The 12,634-nt window shown below is 74.7% G+C and carries 14 protein-coding genes; 7 read left to right on the top strand and 7 right to left on the bottom strand.

All coding sequences use genetic code 11. The features are described from left to right. Positions 1 to 38 precede the first annotated feature (38 nt). The 5 genes from AB0B41_RS15850 (at position 39) to AB0B41_RS15830 (ending at position 4,898) form a co-directional block, all read left to right on the top strand. Positions 39 to 1,268: a helix-turn-helix domain-containing protein gene (locus AB0B41_RS15850; RefSeq protein WP_358203504.1), complete on the top strand. Its 1,230-nt coding sequence runs from the start codon at positions 39 to 41 to the stop codon at positions 1,266 to 1,268. A 151-nt stretch (positions 1,269 to 1,419) separates the two neighbouring features. Continuing rightward, positions 1,420 to 2,337: an ACP S-malonyltransferase gene (locus AB0B41_RS15845; RefSeq protein WP_358203502.1), complete on the top strand. Its 918-nt coding sequence runs from the start codon at positions 1,420 to 1,422 to the stop codon at positions 2,335 to 2,337. Beyond that, positions 2,334 to 3,323, top strand: coding sequence for a beta-ketoacyl-ACP synthase III (locus AB0B41_RS15840; protein ID WP_358203500.1), 990 nt, complete (start codon positions 2,334 to 2,336; stop codon positions 3,321 to 3,323). The genes AB0B41_RS15845 and AB0B41_RS15840 overlap by 4 nt, the downstream gene beginning before the upstream one ends. 45 nt (positions 3,324 to 3,368) lie before the next feature. Beyond that, positions 3,369 to 3,611, top strand: coding sequence for an acyl carrier protein (locus AB0B41_RS15835; RefSeq protein WP_037052399.1), 243 nt, complete (start codon positions 3,369 to 3,371; stop codon positions 3,609 to 3,611). A gap of 48 nt (positions 3,612 to 3,659) precedes the next feature. Beyond that, a complete protein-coding gene (locus tag AB0B41_RS15830; protein WP_358203497.1) occupies positions 3,660 to 4,898 on the top strand; it encodes a beta-ketoacyl-ACP synthase II in 1,239 nt (412 codons plus the stop codon). Between the two features lie 23 nt (positions 4,899 to 4,921). Here AB0B41_RS15830 and AB0B41_RS15825 read toward each other — a convergent pair whose 3' ends face one another. The 6 genes from AB0B41_RS15825 to AB0B41_RS15800 form a co-directional block, all read right to left on the bottom strand. Next, positions 4,922 to 5,383 (bottom strand): VOC family protein, encoded by a 462-nt coding sequence (locus AB0B41_RS15825; protein WP_358203495.1) that lies wholly within the window; start codon positions 5,381 to 5,383, stop codon positions 4,922 to 4,924. 47 nt (positions 5,384 to 5,430) lie between these two features. Next, on the bottom strand, positions 5,431 to 5,976 hold the full coding sequence (locus AB0B41_RS15820) for a hypothetical protein (RefSeq protein ID WP_358203493.1): 546 nt from the start codon (positions 5,974 to 5,976) through the stop codon (positions 5,431 to 5,433). A 58-nt stretch (positions 5,977 to 6,034) separates the two neighbouring features. Continuing rightward, positions 6,035 to 6,523, bottom strand: coding sequence for a DUF3145 domain-containing protein (locus tag AB0B41_RS15815; protein WP_232870007.1), 489 nt, complete (start codon positions 6,521 to 6,523; stop codon positions 6,035 to 6,037). Between the two features lie 220 nt (positions 6,524 to 6,743). Next, positions 6,744 to 7,646, bottom strand: coding sequence for a hypothetical protein (locus AB0B41_RS15810; protein ID WP_358203490.1), 903 nt, complete (start codon positions 7,644 to 7,646; stop codon positions 6,744 to 6,746). A gap of 68 nt (positions 7,647 to 7,714) precedes the next feature. Beyond that, a complete protein-coding gene (locus tag AB0B41_RS15805) occupies positions 7,715 to 8,785 on the bottom strand; it encodes an MBL fold metallo-hydrolase (RefSeq protein WP_358203487.1) in 1,071 nt (356 codons plus the stop codon). A gap of 33 nt (positions 8,786 to 8,818) precedes the next feature. Continuing rightward, entirely contained in the window at positions 8,819 to 9,508 is a 690-nt protein-coding gene (locus AB0B41_RS15800; protein WP_358203484.1) for a transglutaminase family protein, read from the bottom strand. 226 nt (positions 9,509 to 9,734) lie between these two features. Here AB0B41_RS15800 and AB0B41_RS15795 point away from each other — a divergent pair, with 226 nt between their 5' ends. Continuing rightward, complete coding sequence (locus AB0B41_RS15795) at positions 9,735 to 9,947, top strand: helix-turn-helix domain-containing protein (protein WP_051738157.1); 213 nt, start codon at positions 9,735 to 9,737, stop codon at positions 9,945 to 9,947. A 6-nt stretch (positions 9,948 to 9,953) separates the two neighbouring features. Here AB0B41_RS15795 and AB0B41_RS15790 read toward each other — a convergent pair whose 3' ends face one another. Continuing rightward, positions 9,954 to 10,931 (bottom strand): pirin family protein, encoded by a 978-nt coding sequence (locus tag AB0B41_RS15790; RefSeq protein ID WP_358203482.1) that lies wholly within the window; start codon positions 10,929 to 10,931, stop codon positions 9,954 to 9,956. 77 nt (positions 10,932 to 11,008) lie between these two features. Here AB0B41_RS15790 and AB0B41_RS15785 point away from each other — a divergent pair, with 77 nt between their 5' ends. Further along, positions 11,009 to 11,812 carry a transglutaminase family protein gene (locus tag AB0B41_RS15785; protein WP_358203480.1) on the top strand — a complete coding sequence of 268 codons (804 nt, stop codon included), beginning with the start codon at positions 11,009 to 11,011 and terminating at the stop codon, positions 11,810 to 11,812. Positions 11,813 to 12,634: the final 822 nt, after the last annotated feature.

Raw genomic sequence — 12,634 nt, 5'->3', positions numbered from 1 at the left:
GGCGCGTCCGACCGCCCCGGCGTGCCATGCTTCCCCATATGACCCTGTCCGACGTGCGGGCGGTCTCCGCGGCCACCCTGCGCCGCCTCGAGCTGGCCACCGGCGACCTCGCCGCGGCCTGCCTGTCCGCGATGGAGGACGGCCAGCCCTGGTTCGCGCGGATGCCCGCCGACCAGCGCGCGGGCGTCCTGCTCGTCACGCAGACCGGGGTCAGCAACTTCGTCGCCTGGCTCGGCGAGCCGGACGAGACGATCCGGCTCACCGCCGAGGCCTTCCGGATCGCGCCGCGCGATCTCGCCCGGCGGCTGTCCCTGCGGCAGACCGTCGACCTGGTGCGGATCGCCACCGAGGTGTTCGAGGCGCGGCTGCCGCCGCTGGCCGCCGACGAGGCCGAGTACCGGATCCTCGTCGAGGCCGTGCTCCGGTTCGGTCGCGAGATCGCGTTCGCCGCGGCCACCGTCTACGCCAACGCCGCCGAGACCCGCGGCGCGTGGGACGCCCGGCAGGAGGCCCTCGTCGTCGACGGGGTGGTCCGCGGCGACGCCGACGACGCCCTGGTCTCCCGCGCGGCCGCGCTCGGCTGGGACCCGGCCGCCGCGGTCCGGGTGCTGGTGGGCAGCCCGCCCGCGGCCGACGGCGGGGACGCGGCCGAGATCCTCGGCGGGATCCGCCGGCACGCCACCCGGCTCGGCCGGTCCGTGCTGGTCGGAGTGCAGGGCAGCCGGCTGGTGCTGCTGCTGACCGAGCCGCGCGGCCGCATCGCCCCGGACGACCGGCCGCGCGACGGCGCCCACCCGATCGCCTCGCTGGTGGCGGACTTCGGGCCGGGCCCGGTCGTCGTCGGGCCGCGGGCGCCGAACCTCGCGGCCGCACACGTCTCCGCGCGGGACGCCCTCGCCGGGCTGCGGGCCGCCCCCGGCTGGCCCGCCGCGCCCCGGCCCGTCGACGCCGAGGACCTCCTCCCGGAGCGCGCGATCTCCGGCGACCCCTCCGCGTTGCGCCTGCTCGTCGAGTCGGTGGTGGCCCCGCTGGAGGCGGCCGGCGGGGAGCTGCTGCGCACGCTGGCGACCTACCTCGAGGGCGGCGGCGCGCTCGAGGCGTGCGCCCGCGCGTTGTTCGTGCACCCCAACACGGTCCGCTACCGGCTGCGGCGCGTGAGTGAACTCACCGGCCGCTCGCCCTCGGATCCGCGGGACGCGTTGGTGCTCCGCACCGCCCTGCTGGCGGGTCGGCTGGCGGACCCCGCAGGCCCGCCCACCCCGTCCTGACCTGGCAGAACCCTCCACACCCCGCTGGACGTGCGCGGAGGTGACCGGCCAGTAGCGTGCCGACGCTTGGAGGAAACCCACAAATCGGGGAGGCCAACGTGGTGGGTGCCGGTGTTCCGTTCCCCGCGCCCGCAGTGTTGGCTGTACCGCTGTGATCGCCTTGCTCGCGCCCGGTCAGGGGTCGCAGTCCCCCGGCATGCTCGCGCCCTGGCTCGAGGACCCCGCCGCCGCGGAGACGGTGGCGGCCTGGTCGGAGGCCACCGGACTCGACCTCGCCCGCCTCGGTACCACCGCCGACGCCGACGAGATCAAGGACACCGCGGTGACCCAGCCGCTGGTCGTCGTCAACGCGCTGCTGGCCGCGGCCCGGCTGGCCGACGCCCTGCCCGCCTCCGCGCCCACCGCGGGGCACTCGGTCGGCGAGCTCGCGGCCGCCGCCGTGGCCGGTGTGCTCACCCCCGACGAGGCCGTGCGGCTGGCCGCGATCCGTGGCCGCGCGATGGCCGACGCCTGCGCGCTGGAGCCGACGGGCATGGCCGCCGTCCTCGGCGGCGAGGAGTCCGTGGTGCTGGCCCGGCTCGAGGCCCTCGGCCTGGACCCCGCCAACCGCAACGGCGCCGGCCAGATCGTGGCGGCCGGTTCCCAGGCCGCGATCGAGGAGCTGGAGAAGGAGCCGCCGGAGGGCGCCCGCCGCGCCGCGGTGCTGCCCGTCGCCGGCGCCTTCCACACCCGCTTCATGTCACCGGCAGAGGACGCCGTCCGCGCCGCCGCGGCCGAGCTCAGCCCCGCCGACCCGACGCGCCCGCTGCTCACCAACTCGGACGGCTCGGTCGTCAAGGGCGGCGCCGCGGCGCTCGACCTGCTCGTGGCGCAGGTGACCCGCCCGGTCCGCTGGGACTCCTGCATGGCGACGCTCGGCGAACTGGGCGTGACGGCGGTGTTGGAACTGCCTCCGGCGGGCACCCTGGTGGGGTTGGCCCGTCGCGACCTCAGGGGCGTCAAGACGTTGGCGCTGAAGACCCCCGACGACCTGGACAAGGCCGTCGCGCTCATCGAGGAGCACGCATGACGACGTTCCGGCTCCCGCCGTCCGTCCCGGGTGCGCGCATCGTCGGCCTCGGCAGCTCCCAGCCCGAGCACGTCGTCACCAACGACGACCTCGCGGAGCGGGTGGAGACCAACGACCAGTGGATCCGGGACCGGGTCGGCATCGTCGAGCGCCGGGTCGCCCAGGACGACGTGTCGCTGGTCGACATGGCCGTGGAGGCCGGCTCGCGGGCGCTGAAGGACTCGGGCCTGACGACCGCCGACATCGACACGGTGATCGTGGCCACCTGCACCATGACCGCGCCGATCCCCAACGCCGCGGCACAGACCGCGGACCGGATCGGGATCAGCGCGCCCGCGGCCTTCGACCTCAACGCCGCCTGCGCCGGCTTCTGCTACGGCCTGGGCGCCGCCGCCGACCTGGTCCGCTCCGGCTCGGCCCGCAACGTGCTGGTCATCGGCGCGGAGAAGCTCTCCGACTGGGTCGACTGGGACGACCGCTCGACCTGCATCATCTTCGCCGACGCGGCCGGCGCGGCCGTGGTCACCGGCGCGCGGAGCGAGGACGAGGTCGGCGTCGGGCCGGTGTCCTGGGGCTCGGCCGGCGACATGGCGAACGTGATCCGGATCCTCGAGGAGAGCACCAACAAGCTCCACCAGGAGGGCCAGACCGTCTTCCGGTGGGCCACCACCCGGATCGCCCCGGTGGCGCTCGACGCGATCGCCAAGGCCGGGCTCACCCCCGCCGACGTCGACGTGCTGGTGCCCCACCAGGCGAACCTGCGGATCGTCGAGGCCGTGGCCAAGAAGCTCCGCAAGGAGGGCGCGCGCGAGGACATGCGCGTGGCCGACGACATCGTCCACTCCGGCAACACCTCGTCCGCCTCCATCCCCATGGCGCTCGACCACATGCGCGCCGCGGGGAGGATCCGTTCCGGCGAGATCGCCCTCCTCGTAGGCTTCGGCGCGGGGCTGTCGTACGCCGGCCAGGTCGTCCGCGTCCCCTGACCGAGATCCACCCGAGTTCCACCCCCACAGATGAGGAGCACGCCCGTGGCTGACACCGCCGAGATCCTGTCCGGCCTCGCCGAGATCGTCGAGGAGGTCGCCGGCATCGACACCGCCGAGGTGACCGCCGAGAAGTCCTTCGTCGACGACCTCGACATCGACTCGCTGTCCATGGTCGAGATCGCCGTGCAGGCCGAGGACAAGTTCGGCGTGAAGATCCCGGACGACCAGCTCGCCGAGCTCAAGACCGTCGGCGACGCCGTCTCGTACATCGAGAAGAACCAGTAAGTCCGGCGGTCGCCCCCGCCGCCCGCCCGCTCGCCAGAAAGGCCTTCCATGACCGACGTCGTCGTCACCGGCTACGGCGCGACGACCCCGCTCGGCGGGGACGCCGCCTCCACCTGGGACGCCCTGCTCGCCGGCAAGTCCGGCGTCGGGCACACCACCGGTGAGTGGGTGGACAAGCACGACCTGCCCGTGAAGATCTCCGCGCAGCTCGCCGTGGACCCCGCCGAGGTCCTGCCCCGCGTGCAGGCCCGCCGGATGGACCGCGCCGAGCAGGTCGCGGTGGTCGCGGCGCGGGAGGCGTGGGCGCACGCGGGGCTGGCCGTCGAGAAGGGTGAGGACCCGAAGGTCGACCCGACCCGGCTGGCGGTGATCGTCGGCACCGGCATCGGTGGCGTGACCACCCTGCTGGACCAGGACGACCTGCTGGAGTCCGACGGCCTGCGCAAGGTCTCGCCGCTGGTCGTGCCGATGCTGATGCCCAACGGGCCCGCGGCGCTGATCTCGCTGGAGATCGGCGCGAAGGGCGGGGTGCACTCGCCCGCCTCCGCCTGCGCGACCGGCGCCGAGGCGATGGCGTGGGCGTGGCGGCTGCTCAAGGCGGGCGAGGTCGACGTCGTGGTGGCGGGAGGCGCGGAGGCCTGCATCGCGCCGATCACCGTCGCCGGGTTCGTCCAGGCCCGCACCCTCTCGCAGCGCAACGACGCGCCGCAGCAGGCGTCCCGGCCCTTCGACACCGGGCGGGACGGGTTCGTGCTCGGCGAGGGTGCGGGCGTGCTGGTCCTCGAGCGGCGCGAGTTCGCCGAGGCCCGGGGCGCCACGGTCCACGGCACCCTGGCCGGCATCGGGCTGACCTCGGACGCCTACCACATCACGGGGCCGGACCCCGAGGGCGGCGGGCAGGGCCGGGCGATGCTCAACGCGGTCCGGACCGCGGGTCTGGAGCCCTCGGACGTCGGGCACGTGAACTGCCACGCGACGTCCACCGTGGTCGGTGACGTGGGCGAGGCGAACGCGATCAAGAAGGCGCTCGGCGACCACCCGGTGCTCACCGCGCCGAAGGCGTCCATGGGGCACCTGGTCGGCGGCGCGGGCGCGGTCGAGGGTCTGATCGCTCTGCTCTCGGTGCGGGACGGGATCATCCCGGCCACGCTGAACCTGGAGGACAAGGACCCGAAGGTGGACCTCGACGTCGTGGCGGGCGAGCCGCGGAAGATGGAGCTCACCGCGGTGGTCAACAACTCCTTCGGGTTCGGCGGGCACAACGCCAGCCTCCTGTTCACGAAGTAGGCGGACGGGCTTTCCGGGCTGCCTCAGTCGAGGCAGAACTCGTTCCCCTCGGGGTCGGCCATCACGAGGAAGCCCGCGCTCATCGGGGGCGCGGGCTCGGAGCGGTGCAGCCGCGTGGCCCCGAGGGCGACGAGCCGCGCGCACTCGGCCTCCAGCGCGGCCATCCGCTCCTCCCCCTGCAGCCCGGGAGCCGCCCGGACGTCCAGGTGGACGCGGTTCTTGGCGACCTTGTCCTCCGGCACCTGCTGGAAGAACACCCGCGGGCCCTGCCCCTCCGGGTCCTCGATGGCCGACCTCGAGTTGCGCTGGTCCTCCGGGACGCCGATCCGCGCGAGGAAGTCGTCCCAGGCGGCAAGCGGGTCGGCGCCCTCGGGCAGGTCGACCCCGGGCGGCCCGGGATGGACGTAGCCGAGGACCTCGCGCCAGAAGGACGACAGCGCCCGTGGGTCGTGGGCGTCGACGGTGACCTGGATGTGGCGGCTCATGGGCACACCCTGGCACCCGGCACCGACAGAATCGGACGAACCGCGCCCTAGCAGGGCCGGGAGAGCGTGCTGCCCGGCGCCCCGGCGCCGATCGCGAGGGCGGCCCCGGTCATCGGGAGGGCGCTGCGCCAGCAGATCCGCCCGACCCTGAGGTCCGCGGGCGCGTCGGCGACGTCCTGCGTGCTCGTGAAGCGCACCAGCGCGAGCACGCCGTCCGGGGCGTCCTCGATCCGGTCCACGCGGATCGTGCCGTCCTGCGTGCTGCGGACGCCCGCCAGCCAGGTCTCGGCCGGCTGTGCGGCGACCCGCTCGGGGGTGACGGTGGCCGCCCAGGCCGCGTGGTCGTGGGCGTTGATCGCGTCGAAGTAGGCCTGCAGCCGCTCGCGCACGGCGAGGTGCTGCGGGTGGGTCAGGGCGTCGAGGCTGAGTTCGACGGTCGGGGGGCCGGCCCCGGTGGCCGGGACCGCGGCGGGCGCGTCCGTGGGCGCCCCCGCCTCGAACGCCCGCCCGCCGACCAGCCAGGCCGCGGCCGCCGCCGCGACCACCACCAGGGCGAGCGCCCCGGCCGTCCCCACCGCCACCGCGTTCCGCACGGGGACAGTGTGCCCCCGCGCGTTGCTCCGGACGGAGCAGACGCGCCCGCGCGACGCGTCAGCCGACCTGGTGCAACCAGGTGACCGGTGCGCCGTCGCCCGCGAAGCGGCACGCCTCGAGCTCGGCGTCCCAGGCCTCGCCCAGGGCGTCGGAGATCCGCGCGGGGAGCATCGACGCCGGCCCGTCCGCGATGATCGTGCGGAGCTGGTCCTCGCCCAGGAGCACGTCGCCGTTGGCGCTCATCCGGCCCGTCCACAACCCCAGCCCCGGGACGTGGCAGAACCGCTGGCCGTCGACACCCGTGCTGGGCTCCTCGGTGACCTCGAAGCGCAGCATCGGCCACGCCCGGAGGGCACCGGCGAGCGCGCCGCCGCTCCCCACGGGACCCGTCCAGCTGAACTCCGCGCGCAGCTGACCGGGTACGGCCGGCTGCGCGCTCCACTGGAGCGTCACCCGTGTTCCGAGGACGCCCGAGACCGCCCACTCGACGTGCGGGCAGACCGCAGTCGGCGACGAGTGGACGTGGACCACGCCGCGTGTGCTCACTGCAGACCTCCGCTTCTGACAGACGTGGATCGTCTTCCCCTACGTCCACGGTCGTCGGCGTCGGCCGGCGTTCCGGGTCCTTCGGCCCGGACGGGATCGAACTGTGCGTGATCACTCTGCCCGATCCCGCCCGTGCGTGCCAGCACTGGGCGGTGGGTGCGGCGTGTCGCACCCGCCCGGGAGTGTCGATCGACTAGGGGCATCCGGGGCCTCCCCGCGATCATCGCCGCACCTCTCCCCCGTCGACGAAGACGTTGTCCCGCAGCTCCGCGGCACCCCGGACCCGCAGCGGCGCGGCACCGGCGTCGCGGTGGAAGCGGTTGCCCGTGATGCGCAGGACGGCGAGCGGCGCCGCCGCCGCGTCCCGCAGCAGCGTGTACCGACCGCCGCCCAGCTCGTTGTCGCGGACGACCACCGGGCCGCGCCGCTCGGCGCGCCGCTCTCGCTCGCCGGCGCTCTCGTGCCGGGCCGTCTCGGCCGGGTCCACCAGCACGGCGCTGCCGAGGCCGGGCCCGGTGCCGAGCCGCACCCGGTTGGCCTCGACCAGCACGTCGCCCTCGGGGGCGGCGAGGGTGATGGCGTCGACGGGGCGGTCGGGCCGCGGGGCGAAGTCGTGCAGCCAGCTGTTGCGCAGGGTGGCGCCGGGGCCGAGCCGCGCCCCGTCGGCCCGGACCGCGATCATCTCGACACGCTCGGCCACCCAGTCCGGCCCGTCGACGGCGGCGTCGGCGAACTCGCCGGTCAGCGTGGTGTCCTCGATCCGGACCGAGCCGCCGTCGAGCGTCCGGACGCCCGCCGGAACGGTGCCGTCGCCGGTGATGCGGCTGCGGCGGACGACCACGCCCGGGGCGGCGACCACCAGCCCGCCGGTGAGGTCCAGCCCGTCGAGCACGGCCCCGGGCGTCCGGATCTCGAGGGCGGCGCGGACGGGGCAGAGCCGCAGTCCTGCCGGGGTGCCGACGCTGTCCGGCGGCGGGGGTGCGTAGGGCCCCGCCTCGGCGCACACGGGCACGGGCGCGGCGGCCGCCACGGCGACCTCGTCGCCGGTGCCCGCACCGACGGCGAGGCCGGTCGCGAGCGAGGTCGCCACCAGGCCGCCGAGCACGCCCCGGGTCGAGAGCATGCACGGAGAGTACGGGTTCGATTAGACCGGATGGCCTAACAGTTCCGGCGTGTCCTGGGCCGTTCGACTCAGGCGAGCGCGTAGTGCAGCACGCCCTCCTGCTCCGTCCGCGCGAGGGCGCCGCGTTCGACGAGCACCTCGAGGTGGTGCTGCGTCTCCAGGATCGCGAGCATCGCGTTCCACCGGTCGAGGTCGGCGAGCGCGTGGTTCCGCCGGGTCCACGGGAGCGCCTGCGCGACCAGGAAGGGCGTGTGCCGCCCCTCGCGCACGGCCGCGAGCGAGGCGTCCAGCCGGGCGCCGTGGTGCGCCAACAGCTCGTCGACCCGCTCGTGCACCCGCCGCCCGACCGGCCCGTGCGCCGGCAGCAGCGCGGCGTCCGGCCGCTCACGGATCAGCTGCAGGGACGCGAGGAAGGCCGACAGCGGGCTGGCCGTCGGCACCGGCTCCAGGCCGATCGACGGCGTGATCCGCGGCAGGACGTGGTCGCCGGCGAAGAGCAGGTCGTTGACCTCGTCGGCGAACACGACGTGTCCGCGGGTGTGCCCCGGCGTCTCGATCACCTCGAGGGTGCGGGACTCCCCGACGACGACCTTCGTCCGGTCCTCGAGGTATCCGTCCGGCAGGAGCCATCCGTCCATGTCCCGGACGTGGTCGCGGCCGGCGCGCTCGATCGCGGCCGCGAGCTCCGCCGCCCCGGCCCGCCGCAGCCGCGGCACGGAGTTCTGCGACTCCGCGTGGCCGGGATCGACCACGCGCTCCAGGTTGACCCGCTCACCCGCCCCGATCAGGACCTCGGCCCCGAACTCGCGGCGGATGGTGATCGCCTGGGTGTAGTGGTCGCGGTGCGAGTGCGTGACGAGGAAGCGGCGCACCTCGCGCAGGTCCGAGCCCAGCGCGCGCATGGCCCGGTCGAGCAGCGCGCGGGACTCCTCGAGTGCCCACCCGGCGTCGACGAGTGTCCAGCCGGGGTCGCCGCCACGCTCGTCGGCGACGGCGTAGACGTTGACCGCGCGCAGGCCGTCGTTCGGGAGCGGGAGGGGGATCCGGTAGACGCCCTCCGCCACGCGGAACACGCCGGCGGCGGTCCAGTCGGCGCCGGAGAGGCTCGGGTCGTCGTCGGTGACGGTCGGAGCTACCACCGGCCGGATACTAGTCGAACGATCGTTCATTTCTCACCGGACGAAGGTGTCGGGTTCCGCACCTTGCGTCCCGCCGGTCATCCGCCCCGGCCCGTAGAACGCGTCGAACGTGGTGAGGATGAGGTCGAGCGGCAGGTCGGTGAAGACGCCGCGGTGGTGCACGTACTCCATGTAGCGGCTGCCGTCGCCGGAGAACTCGTGCATGAGGGCGTCCGAGCGGCCGTCGAACGGGATGGGCGAGACTCCGAAGCGGGCGCACAGCTCGGCGTTGAACGCCGGGGTGGCCTTCACCCACCGGCCCTCGACGTGCAGGTCCGTGTAGCCGTGGAAGACGAAGACGTCCGAGCCCATCCGCTCGCGCAGCCTCGGGGTCGTGAGGTGGTTGCGGACGTCGGCGAACCCCAGCCGGGCCGGGATCCCGCGGGCCCGCGCCGCGGCCGTCAGCAGGACCGCCTTCGGCACGCACCAGTTGCTCGGCGCCGTGGCGACCGCGCTCGCGCGGTAGTCGGCGGCATCGGTCGAGAGGTGGTGCGGGTCGTACCAGATCTCGTCGCGCACGGCCTCGAACAGCCGCGACGCCACCTCGACGGGATCGGTCGCCGTGCCCGCGGCCCGGGCCGCGAAGGCACGGACCTCGGGCGAGTCGGAGTCGACGAAGCCCGCGGGCGCGAGATGTTCGGGGAGGGCGGGATCCGGCAGGGCGGCATCGGCAGTGGCACTCACCCGTCGCAGCGTAGGCGCTTGCCGCGCGTGACGACGCACGGTGAGCACACTGCGTCGATCGCCTGTGACGATCCGTTGCAGAACGCACCGTTTCCACTCGTTCGGGACACCCGGAACCACCCGGACGGTGACGCTGGGTCGTCTAGGGTTCCCGCACAGGAACCACAGGTGAGCGCGCCGGGCCCGGACGAGGGTCGGGCGACGACAGGGCGGAGGGGCGCACGGCATGGCTACAGGGGATCGGGACCACCCGGACGTGATCGGCGCTCCGTTCCTCACCGTGGCCGAGGTGGCGGAGCGGATGCGCGTGTCCAAGATGACCGTCTACCGCCTCGTGCACAGCGGCGAGCTGCCCGCGGTGCGCTTCGGCCGGTCCTTCCGCGTGCAGAAGGGCGCGGTGGAGGAGCTCATCGCCGCGGCGCGCTACGAGGCGGGCTGAGCCGGCTCAGCGCTCGCGGCCCCGCGGCTTCAGCGGGGTCGGAGGCAGCTCGGGCGCGGCGAGGGGCAGGCCCTCGTACCCGGGGACGGCGCCGAAGCGGTGGTCGGCGCCCCCGGCGATCTCCGCCTGCCACCCGGCCCGCGCCTCGGCGACCTCCTCGCCGCTGCGCCCGACGAAGTTCCACCACATCACCAGCTGCTCGGCGAACGGCTCGCCCCCGAGCAGCAGGAACCGGCTCTCCGGCTCGGCGCGCAGCGGGACCTCCCGACGGCCGGTGCCCAGGTAGAGCAGGGTGCCGGGGGCCAGGACGCGACCGTCGACCTCCGGGGCGCCGGACACGGTGAGCACCGCGTGCTCGAAGTCCGGCTCCAACGGCAGCGCGGTGGCCGCACCGGCCGCGAGCCGGACGTCGACCCCGAGGATCGGGCTGTGCACCCGGCCCGGCGACCGCGCCCCGCCGACCTCTCCGAGCAGGACGGTGGCGCGCAGGCCCCGCGAGGTGACCTGCGGCAGGTCGGCGTGATGCTCGAAGCGCGGCGCGACCGCCCGCTCCTGCCCCGGCAGCGCGACCCAGAGCTGGGCGCCGTGCAGCAGCGGCGAGTGCGGGTCCGGGGACTGCTCGGAGTGCGCGATGCCGCGGCCCGCAGTCATCAGCCCGAGCTCGCCGGGCCGGACCAGCACGTCGCTGCCCAGGGAGTCCCGGTGGTGCACCTCACCCGCGAGCAGCCAGCTCACCGTCTGCAGTCCGATGTGCGGGTGCGGGGCCACCTGCATGCCCGGCTCGGCCGCGATCTCGTCCGGCCCGTAGTGGTCGACGAAGCACCAGGCCCCGACCATCCGCCGGCCCAGGCTCGGCAGCAGCCGGCGGACCTCGGTGCTCTCCCCCAGCTGCACCCGCCGCGGCTCCAGCAACTCGCTCACCGGCCCGCCGGTCGCCCGCGACTCGCACACCGTGACCCGCGGATCGGCCGTCACATCGGACATACGACCACCCCCCGAACGTGACGATACGGGCACGGACCGACATGCCCGCGTCACGCCGGCCTGACAGACTCTCCGCGATGCGACGCGACGTGACCGCCCGGCTGCAGCTGACCGTCTCCGAGCCCGCGCTGATGGCGCTGCAGATCGCCGTCGCGGGCGGTGCGACCTCCGAGCGGCTCACCCTCACGCTCGACGACACGGTCCTCGACCCGCCGCGGGAGCTCGACGCCGGGCACGGGGGGCGCACGCACGTGCTCGACTGCCCGCCCGGCGAACTGGTGGTGGAGTACGTGGCGCAGGTCGAGGGGCGGCAGGAGGTGCCGGCGCCGCCGCTGTCCGCGGAGATGGACCGGCTGCTCGCGACGCGGCCCAGCCGGTACTGCCCGTCGGACCGGCTGCTGGCCACCGCGAGCCGGGAGTTCGGCACGGTCGAGGGGGCCGAGGCGCGGATCGCCGCGGTCACGGGGTGGGTGCGGGACCGGCTCGCGTACGTCGGCGGGTCGAGCAAGCCGACGGACGACGCCGTCGACACCCTCCTCCTCGGCGAGGGCGTCTGCCGGGACTACGCCCACCTCGTCGTCACGCTGCTGCGGGCGCTCGACGTGCCCGCGCGGCTCGTCGCCGTCTACGCGCCCGGGCTGTTCCCGATGGACTTCCACGCCGTCGTCGAGGCGTGGACGGGGACACGGTGGGTGGTGGTCGACGCCACCGGCCTCGCCCCGAGGGAGTCGATGCTGCGGATCCACACCGGGCGCGACGCCGCCGACACCGCCTTCCTCACCACCCACCACGGCATCGTCGAGCTGACGTCGATGCAGGTCATGGCGGTGGTCGACGAGCTGCCGAAGGATGATCCCGGCGCGGTGGTGGAGCTGGGGTGATCGGTCCGCGGCTCGGGTGCCCGGTGGTCGTGCGCTCAGGGTGGTGGACTTTCCGGCCCTGGTTCGTGTGCGCGCGGTGATCGCTGGTGTGGTGCATCGGGGGTGGTTCGGGCCGCCGTAGGTGCACCGGGTTGCTGATCATGGGCGCCGCGGGATATGTGCGGCTCACGTCGTCGGCTGGCCGGACCGCCCCTGCCTTGCGGGCGCGGCATGATCGCCGATGTGGGTGCATGGGCGGCTTCCCCGACTGCCGTGGGTGCGTCGGGTTGCTGATCACGGGGCGCGGGATGTGCGCGGCTCGCGTCCTCGGCCGCGGAACTGCCCTCGGCTTGCGGGAGCGGCATGATCGCCGGTGTGGTGCAGCGGCGGCAGTTCGGACCGCCGTAGATGCACCGGATCGGTGATCATGGGCGGCGCGGGCTGTGCGCTGCTCGGGTCGGCGCGGGACTGTGCGCGGCTCGCGTCGTCGGCCGGCGGACCCTCCGCCTTACCGGCCCGGCATGATCGCCGTTGTGGTGCGTCGGGGGCGGTTCGAGCCGCCGTCGGTGCATCGGGTTGCTGATCATGGTCGGCGCGGGACTGTGCGCGGCTCGCGTCGTCGGCCGGCGGACTACCCTCGGCTTGCGGGCCCGGCTTGATCGCCGGTGTAGTGCGTCGGCGGCAGTTGGGACCGCGATAGATGCACCGGGTTGCTGATCATGGGCGGCGCGGGGCTGCGCACCCTCGGGTCGTCGGCCGGCGGACTACCCTCGGCTTGCGGGCCCGGCTTGATCGCCGGTGTAGTGCGTCGGCGGCAGTTGGGACCGCGATAGATGCACCGGG

The sequence above is a fragment of the Pseudonocardia sp. NPDC049154 genome (genome assembly GCF_040648315.1).
Lineage (GTDB): Bacteria > Actinomycetota > Actinomycetes > Mycobacteriales > Pseudonocardiaceae > Pseudonocardia.
Note: the sequence above shows the minus strand (reverse complement) of the source record. Positions and strands in the feature narration are given on the sequence as shown.

What these genes read in the sequence shown, in the direction of transcription:
- AB0B41_RS15795 (WP_051738157.1), top strand. Translation starts at nt 9,735, where the DNA reads ATGGCTACAGGGGATCGGGACCACCCGGACGTGATCGGCGCTCCGTTC.
- AB0B41_RS15850 (WP_358203504.1), top strand. Translation starts at nt 39, where the DNA reads ATGACCCTGTCCGACGTGCGGGCGGTCTCCGCGGCCACCCTGCGCCGC.
- AB0B41_RS15830 (WP_358203497.1), top strand. Translation starts at nt 3,660, where the DNA reads ATGACCGACGTCGTCGTCACCGGCTACGGCGCGACGACCCCGCTCGGC.
- AB0B41_RS15790 (WP_358203482.1), bottom strand. Translation starts at nt 10,931, where the DNA reads ATGTCCGATGTGACGGCCGATCCGCGGGTCACGGTGTGCGAGTCGCGG.
- AB0B41_RS15825 (WP_358203495.1), bottom strand. Translation starts at nt 5,383, where the DNA reads ATGAGCCGCCACATCCAGGTCACCGTCGACGCCCACGACCCACGGGCG.
- AB0B41_RS15810 (WP_358203490.1), bottom strand. Translation starts at nt 7,646, where the DNA reads ATGCTCTCGACCCGGGGCGTGCTCGGCGGCCTGGTGGCGACCTCGCTC.
- AB0B41_RS15785 (WP_358203480.1), top strand. Translation starts at nt 11,009, where the DNA reads ATGCGACGCGACGTGACCGCCCGGCTGCAGCTGACCGTCTCCGAGCCC.
- AB0B41_RS15840 (WP_358203500.1), top strand. Translation starts at nt 2,334, where the DNA reads ATGACGACGTTCCGGCTCCCGCCGTCCGTCCCGGGTGCGCGCATCGTC.